Origin of the sequence: Lactobacillus sp. ESL0233 (assembly GCF_003692995.1) — a bacterium.
GTDB classification, from domain to species: domain Bacteria; phylum Bacillota; class Bacilli; order Lactobacillales; family Lactobacillaceae; genus Lactobacillus; species Lactobacillus bombicola.
Genome location: NZ_REHH01000006.1, coordinates 52,241 through 65,048, shown reverse-complemented (window position 1 = coordinate 65,048; position 12,808 = coordinate 52,241). Strand labels below are relative to the sequence as shown.

The following is a 12,808-nucleotide window of genomic DNA, read 5'->3' as shown; positions in this document are numbered from 1 at the left end:
TATTTTTGTTAGGTACCTAATTTTATACTTAAATTATAGTTTCGTACCTAACATTTTGTCAAACAAAAACTGCAAAAATTTAACAACTTTTGCAGCTTTATTTTTTAGATCTCATTTTTATTAACTTAAGGTGTCCACGACATTTGCTACAACCATACTTGGCAATATTAATTGGACGTACTCGAGCATACTTTTGTTTACAAAATTCGCACTGATATAAATAGCTAACTGGCTGGTGGCGCCGTAAACCAATATCGGGTGCATAACGCAACCCGCCCACTTGTTTGAGTACGGTCTTAAATTCCCAATCAGAGTGACGATAACCTAATTTAGCTAAATGTAAATGGTAATGCACCAGTTCGTGCTTAATAATTCCCACTAATTCATGTTTGTATTGTGGTGCTAAAAAGTGACGATTAATTTCCAAATGGTGATCATTTAAGTGATAACGTCCCCCAGTGGTTGTCATTCGCCGATTAATTTTAACTTGATGTTTAAACTTGCGCCCAAAATACTTAATTGATAGCAATTCAACTAATTCTTGTAGTTCTTGTTCATTCATTGCTATTTTAATATTTTCGCATACAGAGCAGCTTCTTTCTTAGTCTTTATTCTAACTTTAAGTGCTGTTACTAATTTTCTTTTTAAGGGTTTTTCGCCTTCCATCCACGTTCCAGTAAAAACATGAATTGTCTTCGATTTAGCAGACGGATTGCATAAAATTCCATCCGGATAAACATGAATCTTTTCTTTTAAAACTTGCTCTTGATTATTAGCTTTTGCCCCATACTTCTGTTTCAAAATATTTGAAACAGATAGGGTATTGACACCGGCTAATTGGTCTTTGGCATCAAAAGTAAAATCACGCCCGTCATAATAAGCTAGCATATCTTTAAGTAATGGATGATGGGGTTCAGCCCCAAAAACAGCAGTAAAAGGGTTATCCTTATTTTCAAAGCCAACAAAAGCACGATTATTTAATAGTGCGGCTAAGTCATCTAAAACTAAAACATCAGTGTCTAAATATATGCCCCCCTGCTCATAAATAGCTTTTGCCCGAATATAGTCAGAAACAAACGCCCACTTTTGCGCTTTATAAGCTTGGGCAACATATTCATTTTCATGAACATTAAAATTTTGTTCATTCCACTCAATAATTTGATAATCTCCTAAGTGCTTACGCCATGTTTTCATGCAACGCTGGATGTTTTTAGGTTTCGGTTTCCCACCGACCCAGACATAGTGAATAATTTTGGGAATCATTTTAACCTCACTTAAAAAATTTTTTAAATAACATAATTAAATCTTGATTAAAGTCAAGCCGTAAAAGAAACATCAGGGCAATGTATAAGATAAACATAATAAGCGATTTCATTGCCATGTTGAAGAAAGCTGATGAAACTAGCTGTGGTAGTAGCATACCTACTACTAAGACAATCCCAGCAATTAAGAAATATTTTGGAACTTCTTGAAATGAATATTTAAAGTCGTAACCATCACGCACAATTAGTAAACGTAAGATTAAAACGATTAATTCAGTTGTTAAAATTGCAAGCATTGCGCCAGTTGCCCCGTATAATTGATCCAAAAAATAACTTAAAACCACTTCTAAAATGGCTCCTACAATCACTGGAATAGCATAATCTCGATCGCGATGATTGGCTAAGGCAAACTGATTGGCAAACACGCCGCCCATCGGAATCATGATAATTGTCAGGGCAAAGAAAAACATTAACGGGGTCATTGGGATAAACTTGGCGCCAAAAAAGAACGGAACAAATTCCTTAGTATTGGCCATAATGATCACCGCAAACATTGTTCCTAGCATCACTGTCGCATCCAATGACTTTTTTAGAATTATTCGTTGCTGCTTTTGCCCTTCACCAGCCATTTTAGGCATAATTACCAAGGAAATACTAGTAACAATTCCTAAAACCATATTAGAAATGCGCTGCGAATTATCATAAAAAGCAACTTGGGTAGAATTTTGAAAAAGACCTAAAATTGGCTTATCCAGGGAAGTATAAATTTGGGTGGCAATTTGGGGAATTAATAACGTAATGATAGCTTTAATAGTTGTGTCAAATTGATAAAAATGCTTAACTGGTCCACCAATATAGCGATGAATATCAAACCAAAAAACAAGCGATCCCAATAAAGTCGAAATCGACATAATTAACATGTATTTCCATAAATCACTTGGTTCTTTAACCCAGACTAAAATTAAAATAACTGAAACTAACTTGACAGCCGTGTTTTTCAAAACAACACGCCCAAATTCAGCTAGTCCTTGAAAAAACCACGAAATATCAACTTGGGCAGCAATCAAATATGGTATCATCAGTAATAAATAATTTCCATATTTAATTCGATAATGGCCAACTACAACCAATAAAATTATAATTGTAGCTGCCCCAGCAATTGCTTGAAAATACCACAAGCCCCAAAAAACTTTAGTCAGTTCTTGCTGATTACCATGGGAACGAGTTTGGGAAATTGTTCGCATTCCAATATAAGAGACTGACAGGGTACAAAATATCATTAAAAATTGCACAATATTATTTACATTACTGTAAATTCCATAAGTATGGGGACCTAATATCCGCGAAAGATAAGGCACGGTTATCAATGGCACTAAAACTAAAAAAATTTGATAAACAGCATTATATAAAATATTTAAAAAAGTTCTTTTCACAATTTCCCCTTTAATAGTTTGTTGACATTAAAGTAAAAATATCATCACAACATGAATGACCTTGAACTTGATTAGTCAAATCTAGCCAATACTGTCGCTTTGAATGATATTCATCCGAATTGGTTAAAGCAATAAGTAGTTCCTGTTGGTTTTTTACACAAATTCCAGGCACAACTTGTTCATATGGACTCAGCAGCAAACCGCGTGTATTTTCATATTTAGTCAAATAATTCGTGAGAAAAATAATTGGCTGATCCAAATTTAGATAATCAAAATAAATTGATGAAAAATCAGTAATTAGGAAATTAGTAGCACCTAATAATTCATATAAATCATAATCATGTTCAAACAAATAATCGTTATTTAGAAAAGCAATATTAGAAAACTGACTAGTCAAGTGTTCAAAAAAACTCATTTCATAGGGATGCAATTTAACCACTAAATACTGATGTTGTTTTTTCAAAGCACAATTAAGCTGTTCTACATCAAAATCTGGTAAGGTCAAAAAATTGCCAGCCTTAATTTGGGCTAAAACTTGGCTATCTTCCATTTCATAGCGAAAAGTTGGTAGATAAATCCCAATTTGAGCTTGATCATCAACAATTTTAAATAAGTCATGTAACAATTGAGATTGAGAAATTGTCGGGGACTTTAAAGCGTCAAGGCGGGGAAAACCAACTTTCTGATACTTGTCATTTTCAATTGCACAGCACGCACTCATCAAGCTTTCATAAAGATCAGAGCTAGAAGCAACAATATCGGCATTTTTTTGCCATAAATATTGGTTACGCAAGTCCGTTTTTCGATTAGTATTATTGGCCATAATTCCCATTCGCTTGAGGGGAATTCCGTGCCAAAATTGAATATTAATTTGTTTCTTATGAATTTTAAATGGCTGGTGCGTTGTTACTACATACTTAGCTGCACCAATTTCGCGCCAAATTGCAAAGGACAAGTGTGAAGAAGGCCATGGTTCGACTAAAGTTACTTTATATTCTGAATGTGCTTCTTTCATATATTTACCAAATAAATAACCATTCGAACCTGAACGGCCAGCACCATTTAGAATTACAATTTTATTATCTTGTATCTTAGTAAACCGAGCGCCAAATTTCATTAGGCTCAAATATAAACGAAACAGAAAATTCTTCATTAGCCAATCTTTCTATTTTCCAAGCGTACCCAAAAGATAGTGAATCTTTCAAGTGTTTTACTTACATTGCAAACTTTTTAGTAAATTAATATTGCGCTAACAAACTCTATTAGTAAAGTATAGATTAAATAAAGTACTGCTACACTATTTTAAAATTATTCTTAAATCTTTTAAATTTTTGATTTCTATTCAAAGTTTAAGCAGCAAAATGCTCCTATGTGATAACTTTAAAAGTCTACCTTTTTAAAGCACAAGTTGCTTAAGTTTTAGTACTTCTTTAATTAATATTAATTGGATAATTGGGACACCTTTATTTTTAGTAGCTGTCCTTAAACTATACCTAAATTTTAAAAATTTCACTAATGTTCAATCTTTTTTACCACTTAACTTGATAAACTCGACTCCGTGTTGTCACCCCGGCACCATTATGATAAGAAATCGTTAAATATAGATTATTTTCTGAGATCACTTGAATATTCTCCAACTCAGTTGCATAACCTAAAATATCAATATTCGCTTGATCAAAGTCAAGAATTTGCCATCCTTGATCATTAGATGAGCCCCATGCGCCCCATGGGATTTTAATAATCCGCCGTGGTTTTTGGCTTAAATTACCTTGGCTAGGCGCGAATTCGCTGGAAATATACACATTTCTTTTTTCATCAAGAGCAAATCCTTGTAAAGAACCAATTTTATCAACAGCTGTAATATGGTTAATATAAAATTCGCTTAAATATGGTAATTCACCAAGGTTAACATAGCCAATACCCACTTTATCAAGAGCTGCATTAATTACAGCTAAATCATATAGAATAAAATAACCGTTATTTCCCTTTGACAGAGTAGCAGTTTGCTGATCAATAGTAACTAACATTAACAATTTACCTGCCGGCGAAATAGCCGCATCAAATCTAAGTAAATCATTTCCCCGAAAAGGTAAATAGGTATCCACCCCCTGATGCTCTATAACCCGCAATCCACGTCCAGCTCGGTTAAGATAAGCCAAACGAGCAAATTCGGTATTGCTTGTATGGGCGCTTCTAGATGGAATTGTGACGCGGGCTAATTGCGTTGACCAATTAAAGTGGTTTTTTTTCGTACCAATAAACCACATATTTGGCTGATTAGCCAAATCAAGTGTCTGCGTATGACCACCCGCCATTTGGGAAGCATTAAAAACTTGCTTAAAAAGAGGATAGCGTCTTTTTCTAGCCCGATAAACATAATTATGAGGATCTTGTTGGTTATTGTATTGCAAGGCATACAAATTCTGGCCAACAATGCTTACTTTTTGAATGACATTATTATGTAACCCTTGTAATTTATTAAAAATTTCACTAACAAGAGTTAAAGAAAAGTCTGATTGCTTCAGTATCATAAGGACCTCTTTTTTTAAAATGTCAAAACCGCTGACAAAATGCCAGCGGTTTGAATAACTTTTTATTTCAATGAGCGTTTAAACTTACGAGGATTCTTTAAGGCCTATTCATAATAACTAGCAGTACTAGATCAAGTAAGTGACTCTAGTTACTACCAATCCACGGATAGATTTAACTCATCATTCGTAAATGTAACAAACAAGTGCCTTACTTCCTGTTGAATGTGTCACCAGCTTCTTCTTTAGCCGCTTAATTAGTCTTAGCCATGTAAGTAGTATCTTTTGCCACTCCCACAGGTGAATCAAGACAACCTCCAAGGTGCTTTTTTAAGCTTGCATTCATCGAAATTAAAACTAATAGTTAGTCGTATAAATTCTGACTAGTTGCCGTTAATTCAGTTTTATTAATTGGGGGCATTCCAAAATACTCCCATTGACTTACTAAAAATCAGTTTTATTAAGATAAATGCCGCCCAATCGCATTTCCAATTACTGACAGGGTAAAACAAACAATAAAATATAAAACTGCTAAAGCAGCAAACATTGGCAAGATATAGTTAGCATTTTGGCCATAAATAACTTGCGCATGCTGCATCATTTCTGGTACAACAATAATTGTTGCCAACGAAGTATCTTTAATTAACGACACAAATTGACTAATAATGGTTGGTATCATGTTTTTGTATGCTTGGGGCAATACTACATGCCAGAGAGCTTGCACAAAAGACATCCCTGTCGAACGGGCGCCCTCCATTTGGCCTTCAGAAACAGATTGAATCCCCGAACGAACAATTTCAGCAATCATACTTGACTCAAATACTGTCATTGCAATAATTGCAGCTGGAATTGTTTCTGGCCGCAAGCCAAAATTTGGCAACCCAAAATAAGTGAAGAAAATAATCAAAAGTAATGGTACATTACGAATAATGTCGATAATGAAACCGACAATTTTTGAAATCCATTTAATTTTAGAATACCTAATAATACCCAAAATGGAACCAATAATAAAACTTAAGATAACGGAGATTACCGAAATATAAATAGTTACCCAAAGGCCCATTAATAAAAAACGTAAATTAAGCCATGAAAGGGCATTAATCCAATTTTGCATTTCAATGTACCTCCCTTAAGCCAATTTCTTTTCTAAGTGTTGCATATAATAGCTAAGTGGTAGAGTTATGATTAAATACAAGATTCCTACCACTAAATAGCTATTAATAGTATCAAATGTAGTCGAAGCAATTGTATTAGCCTGATACATTAAGTCAAATCCCGCCACAAAAGCTAGAACTGATGAATTTTTAACTAGGTTAACAAATTGATTACCTAATGGTGGAATAACAATCTTAAAAGCTTGTGGCAAAATAATATAGCGCATTGCTTGCCAATATGTCATTCCCGTTGAACGCGCCCCTTCCATTTGACCTCCAGAAACAGATTGGATACCAGAACGGATTGTTTCAGCAATGAAGGCCGAGGTATAGAGGGTTAATCCAATTGTCCCAGCAGTAAATCCACTAATCTTTACTACATAGTTGGGAATCACTAAATAAAAAAACATTGTGATTACTAATAATGGAATGTTACGCATAATTTCAACATAAGCTCGACCAATTGTACGCATTACCTTACTTGGTAAAACTTCCATAATAGCAAAAATTGTTCCAATAATTAGACTAAAAAACAGTGCAATTATACTAGAAAAAACTGTCCAGCCCAGTCCAATTAATAATTGGCTACTAAATTTGGTAAAAATATTAATCATTGGCGATACAGCTCCTTATACTTAAAACCTGGAACATCGCCAAACCACTTTTTAATCAAACGATTATATTCACCATTATGCTGCATCTCAAGTACTGCCTTGTCAACAGCCTCGGCAAATGCGGTTTGTCCTTTATCAACTGCAACACCATATGGTTCAACAGTAAATGTTCCGCCACGAACTTCATAGCCTGGGTTTTGAACAGCAAGACCAAACAAAATACCATTATCGGTGGTCAAAGCATCTCCCTGCTTAGATTTTAAAGCATTCATTGCCTGAGCATAATCCTGAAGTTCAATTATTTTTGCCTTAGGTGCAACTTTTTTTATGTTTTGCACCGAATTCGCACCAACAACTCCAATGACGGTTTTACCACTAAGATCTTTGGTACTTTTGATTTTTGAATTTTTGGGAACCAAAAGTGATTGACCAGCATCAAAATACGATTTAGAAAAAGAAATTACTTTTTTTCGTTCAGGGGTTATCGTCATTGTTGCAATTACCGCATCCACATTTCGGTTTTTAAGTAGCGGTATTCTCGACTGCGAAGTGGTCGTAACAAATTCAGCACGACCTTTAGGTCCTAAAATGTGCTTAGTAATATGCTTAGCCATATCGACGTCAAAGCCTTTTTGTTGACCATCATGTACATCAATTAAACCAAATAATTTTACATCACCTTTAACGCCCCAAGTGATTGTATTCGCCTTTTGAACATCTTTTAAAACAGACTGGTTATTTGTACTTTTACCGCATCCACTCACCAGAAAAATGCAAGCCATAAGAGAAATTAGCCAAAATTTCTTTTTCATACATAACCTCCTTAGTGAGAGATGATTTTACTCAAAAATTGTTGGGCACGTACTGTTTTTGGTTGTTTGAAAAAGCTTTGACAATCATCATCTTCGACAATTGTACCCTTATCCATGAAAATTACTCGATTAGCTACTTCTTTAGCAAAGCCCATTTCATGAGTTACGATTAAAGAGGTCATCCCACTATCATTAGCAACTTTCTTTATAACTTGCAAAACATCATCAATCATTTCTGGATCAAGTGCTGAAGTTGGCTCATCATATAAAATTAGCTTTGGGCGCATTGCTAATGTTCTAGCAATCGCCACACGCTGCTTTTGTCCACCAGAAATTTGTGAAGGCATGTTATGGGCCCATTTTTCTAAGCCAACCATTTCTAGTAAGTCCATTGCCCGCTTCTTATTCTCTGCTTCAGGAATGTGACTAACAATTCTAGGGGCTAACATAATATTTTCGAGTACATCTTTATTTTTATATAAATTAAAATGTTGAAATACCATTCCAACGTCACTACGTAAAATATTTAAATTAGTCTTAGGATCTGACAGGTCGTGCCCGTTAACAATCAATTGACCCTTTTGAATTGACTCCAGACCATTTACAGTACGCACTAAGGTGCTTTTCCCTGAGCCTGAAGGTCCAATCAAAACTACGGTTTCGCCTTGATCAATTTCTAAATTAATGTCGTGCAATGCGTGAAAATGACCGTAATATTTTTGCACGTCATGGAACTCTATCATCGACACTGTTATCGCCTCTTTCGTATTTAATTGCAACAAAAATTTTATTGCAAAGTAAAATATATGTTTTCTAGTATACTATAAATGGTTAATTTTTTTAGAAAATATGCATAAATTTAATAAAAAATTATACTTGGTAACTTTTAAAAAAGTGCTGAATAACAAGCAAAAAGCTCTTATTATAACAATTTAGACTATTTCATAATTGTTAACTTTATCAAAGAGCTTTTTTATTATTTAATTTATTTTTTACCTAATATACGTTGCACAAACTTAACTACTTCAACAATAACAATCATACCCAAACCAGCTACTAAAACTATTAGCCATTGTGTAATATTTAACTCAGTTACATCAAAGAACTGATTCATAAACGGCAATTCAACTGCAGACATGACAACTGCAGAAATTAAAATTGCCAGATTAAACCACTTATTCGCAAACGTTCTTTTTGAAAAAATCGATTGGTGAATATATTTAGAATTAACCGCATGGAAAAGTTGAATCAATCCCAGCGTTAAGAAAGCCATTGTCAAAGCATCCTGATGCTGTAAGCTGGTATTACCGACATGTGGGCCAAAATTCAATCCCAATTGGTAGGTAATTAAAACTAGTATTCCTTCTAGTATTCCTTGGTAAACAATTGAGCTGGCTACTCCCCCACTGAAAAAGTTTGATTGTTTTCCACGCGGCATTCTTTTCATTATCCCCTTTTCAACGGGTTCAAGTCCCAAAGCAATTGCTGGTAGTGTGTCTGTTACCAAGTTTATCCATAATAATTGAACCGGTGCTAGAATATCCCAGCCTAGCATTGTCATCATAAATACGGTTAATACTTCACCAACATTGCAACTCATTAAATAAAGAATTGCCTTTTGAATATTACTAAATACTTTTCTTCCTTGCTTGACTGCCTCAACAATTGTTGCAAAATTATCATCTGCTAAAATCATATCACTGGCACCTTTAGAAACTTCAGTACCTGTGATCCCCATCCCAATACCAATATCTGCCTGTTTCAAACTTGGGGCATCATTAACGCCATCTCCAGTCATCGCAACAATCTTACCACGTGACTGCCAAGCTTTAACGATGCGTACCTTATGTTCTGGTGAAACTCTAGCATACACACTAAAATCAGGCACATGTTCTGCCAAATAATTATCACTAAAATTATCTAACTGGCTACCTGTAACTACTCGCTCATCTTGATTAGGAGCTAAAATCCCTAATCTTTCAGCAATAGCTTGAGCAGTTACTTGATAGTCGCCAGTAATCATAACTGTTTTAATACCAGCACTATGTGCCTCAGCAATTGCTGCTTTAGCTTCAGGACGTTCCGGATCAATCATTCCAACTAATCCTGCAAAAATCAAGTTTTGCTCAACATTATCAGTAGTTGGTTCATCATATAACTGATCAACAGTTTTATATGCTAACCCCAATACTCGCAAAGCTTTTTGCGCCATTTCCTGGTTGGCAGCCGCAATTGCTGCCCTCTGCTCTTCAGTAATAGGCTTAATTTTACCATTTTGTTCAATTCTGGTTACACGCTTAAGCAATTGATCGGGAGCACCTTTGACTGCTACAAAATACTGCTGCTGGTCCAAATTAATGGTACTCATTAATTTCCGACTAGAATCAAACGGTACCTCTTGCAGCCGTTTATGCACTTGCAGAAGTTGCTGAACATCAATTTTTTGATTAAGGGCAAATTGAATTAGAGCAGTTTCTGTCGGATCTCCTAATAGTTTATTATTATTATCTAATTTAGAATCATTTGCTAGAACCATGGTCATTAAAGCATGATTATCGGCTGCAAGTGCTTGTGTAGCTGGATGCTGTTGATTATTGTAAAAAACTTGCTCAACAGTCATTTTATTTTGTGTTAAAGTTCCAGTCTTGTCAGAACAAATAATGTCTGTAGCTCCCAGTGTTTCGACCGCCGGAAGCTTGCGTACTATTGATTTGTGCTTAGCCATTACCTGGGTACCCAGTGCTAGAATAATTGTTACAATTGCTGGCAAGCCTTCAGGTATCGCAGCCACAGCTAAAGAAACGGCTACTAAAAACATGTCAATTGCCAATTTATCCGTTGGCTCGGTTCCTCTTTTCGTAAAAAAGCCAACAACAAACACGATTGCACAAATCAGCAAAATCATGATCGTTAAAGTTTTGCCTAATTGATTAAGATTACGTTTCAAAGGGGTATCTGTTTCATCAGTATTATTAAGCATTGTAGCTATTTTACCAACTTGAGTATTCATCCCTGTTTCTGTTACAATACCTTCTCCGCGCCCATAAGTCACATTAGTATTAGCAAAAGCCATATTTTTCTGGTCTGCTAAAGCAACTTTTACGTCATTAATAATTGTCGCTTCTTTGTCAACTGGTACAGATTCACCGGTTAAAGCTGATTCCTCAACTTTTAAACTTTTAGCTACTGTTAAACGCAGATCAGCCGGTACAACATCCCCAGCTTCAAGTAAAACTATATCACCGGGAACTAATTGCGGACTCGGAATTTCTACAATCTGTCCTCCACGTCGCACATGCGCATTCGGTGTAGCCATTTTCTTTAAGGCATTAATTGCTTCTTCTGAACGTGCTTCTTGAAATACTCCAAGAATAGCATTTAACATAACTACGACCATAATAATCGCTGCATCAGTCCATTCTTGAGCCACAAAACCCGATAAAACAGCTGCAATAATTAAAACGATAATCATAAAGTCCTTAAATTGCGCTAAAAACCTTTGCCAGATACTAATTTTTTTCTTGCCTGCCAAACTATTAGAACCATATTTTTCTCGTGCTTCAAGCACTTGACTGTCTGTTAATCCCTTAGCACACGAAGTAGAAAATTCCTGTTCAATTGCTACGACAGTTTGATGATAAAAATCTTGCAATATTTTAACCCCCTAATTACTAAAAAAAGACTCATGCGCTTAGCACACAAGTCTCACTAATTAAGATAAGTCCAGAAGTATTTCTTCGATTGTTGGACTTACCGCAAATAATTGCTGTTACTCCCTTATGATTATTTAATTATAAATAATTTTGGTATTTTTAACAAGAATAAATAATTAAAATGAATAAAATAATCCAGCGAGTGCGCCATTAATAATACTTACTGCAGTTGCCACCATAAATAAACGCAAGGCGTGTTTAGCAATTGCTTCACCATGTTCTTCATCGACCATAGTATGCATAATACCTAATGTGGTTCCTAGATTAGGTAAGTTAGCAAATGAAATCAAAAATACGCTAACGATTGCTTGGGTTTTAACTGGCACGGCATTCATATTAATTTGATTAATTGCTACAAAAATATTTGTAAAAGCTTTCGTTGCTAAAACTGTCCCGGCACTAACAATTGAATGTGGATCAATTCCCATTAAAAATGCAACTGGAGCACAAACATAGCCAATTAAAGCAGTTAAAGTCTTGCCGCAAGCCGATTTGAAAATAATGTTAACAAATGTAATTAAAGAAACAAAACCAATGATTGAAATTGAAATATTAATCGCTAATTTAAAACCCAAACCCATACTGTCAATCAAACGTGTAATAAGTGATTTCTGGTTTGTACTTTTAGTTGAAATTTCATAATTAACTTGCGTAATATCATATGGCGCAACAATTTTTGCGACAATAATTGATGTAAATAAATTAAGTACCAGCGCTACAAGAATAAATTCTGACTTAATAATGTGCATGTATGAAGCAAGCATTGTCAAAGTAGTATTTGATAAAGTATATATAGACAAGGTGAACAACTGGTTAGGGGCCATTTCCTTCATCTGGTCTTTAAAGGGAACAAATACACCGTTACTTACAATTGGATAACTTAAAATTGCAAAAGCATTAATTTCATCAATGTGAAACAATTTTTTAAGTACTTTACCAACATATTTTATAATAAACGGTAAGATGCGTAAGTACTGTAATAATTCAATTAAGGCACAAATAAAAATTAATGGTAGTAGCACATCTAAGAAAAATTGCGAAACTACACCAGGATTTTTCAAATTACCGAAAACAAAATTGACGCCCTTACTACTAGAAGCACTAATAATGTTTAAACTACTAGAAAGCCCATTAATAATCCAGTTACCGATTGAAGTTTTCAGTATTAAAAACAGCAAAATTATTTCTGTAATAAACAGATATAAAATTGATTTATAATCAATATTTTCCCGATCAAAACTAACCCAATACAATAAGCCCAAAACTAAAATTATTCCAATTAATCCCATTCT

General features: G+C 34.7%; 11 protein-coding genes. All 11 read right to left on the bottom strand.

Translation table 11 applies throughout. The features are described from left to right. Positions 1-97: 97 nt before the first annotated feature. Positions 98-562 (bottom strand): SprT family protein, encoded by a 465-nt coding sequence (locus F5ESL0233_RS01965; protein WP_122058469.1) that lies wholly within the window; start codon positions 560-562, stop codon positions 98-100. 2 nt (positions 563-564) lie between these two features. After that, positions 565-1,263 carry a glycosyltransferase family 32 protein gene (locus F5ESL0233_RS01960; protein ID WP_090093456.1) on the bottom strand — a complete coding sequence of 233 codons (699 nt, stop codon included), beginning with the start codon at positions 1,261-1,263 and terminating at the stop codon, positions 565-567. 7 nt (positions 1,264-1,270) lie between these two features. After that, entirely contained in the window at positions 1,271-2,695 is a 1,425-nt protein-coding gene (locus F5ESL0233_RS01955) for an oligosaccharide flippase family protein (RefSeq protein WP_122058468.1), read from the bottom strand. Positions 2,696-2,705: 10 nt separating this feature from the next. Continuing rightward, positions 2,706-3,848 carry a CDP-glycerol glycerophosphotransferase family protein gene (locus tag F5ESL0233_RS01950; RefSeq protein ID WP_122058466.1) on the bottom strand — a complete coding sequence of 381 codons (1,143 nt, stop codon included), beginning with the start codon at positions 3,846-3,848 and terminating at the stop codon, positions 2,706-2,708. 376 nt (positions 3,849-4,224) lie between these two features. Next, positions 4,225-5,226 (bottom strand): helveticin J family class III bacteriocin, encoded by a 1,002-nt coding sequence (locus tag F5ESL0233_RS01945; protein ID WP_122058464.1) that lies wholly within the window; start codon positions 5,224-5,226, stop codon positions 4,225-4,227. A 457-nt stretch (positions 5,227-5,683) separates the two neighbouring features. Next, positions 5,684-6,337, bottom strand: coding sequence for an amino acid ABC transporter permease (locus F5ESL0233_RS01940; RefSeq protein WP_090093449.1), 654 nt, complete (start codon positions 6,335-6,337; stop codon positions 5,684-5,686). 15 nt (positions 6,338-6,352) lie between these two features. After that, the gene (locus F5ESL0233_RS01935; protein ID WP_090093447.1) at positions 6,353-6,991 is read right to left on the bottom strand and encodes an amino acid ABC transporter permease; all 639 of its coding nucleotides are present in this window, start codon (positions 6,989-6,991) and stop codon (positions 6,353-6,355) included. Next, the gene (locus F5ESL0233_RS01930) at positions 6,988-7,803 is read right to left on the bottom strand and encodes a glutamate ABC transporter substrate-binding protein (RefSeq protein ID WP_122058463.1); all 816 of its coding nucleotides are present in this window, start codon (positions 7,801-7,803) and stop codon (positions 6,988-6,990) included. Before F5ESL0233_RS01930 ends, F5ESL0233_RS01935 begins: the two co-directional genes overlap by 4 nt. An 11-nt stretch (positions 7,804-7,814) precedes the next feature. Next, on the bottom strand, positions 7,815-8,552 hold the full coding sequence (locus tag F5ESL0233_RS01925) for an amino acid ABC transporter ATP-binding protein (RefSeq protein WP_165777861.1): 738 nt from the start codon (positions 8,550-8,552) through the stop codon (positions 7,815-7,817). Between the two features lie 236 nt (positions 8,553-8,788). After that, the gene (locus F5ESL0233_RS01920) at positions 8,789-11,458 is read right to left on the bottom strand and encodes a calcium-translocating P-type ATPase, PMCA-type (RefSeq protein WP_122058461.1); all 2,670 of its coding nucleotides are present in this window, start codon (positions 11,456-11,458) and stop codon (positions 8,789-8,791) included. 174 nt (positions 11,459-11,632) lie between these two features. Then, positions 11,633-12,805, bottom strand: coding sequence for a nucleoside transporter C-terminal domain-containing protein (locus F5ESL0233_RS01915; RefSeq protein WP_122058459.1), 1,173 nt, complete (start codon positions 12,803-12,805; stop codon positions 11,633-11,635). Positions 12,806-12,808 lie beyond the last annotated feature (3 nt).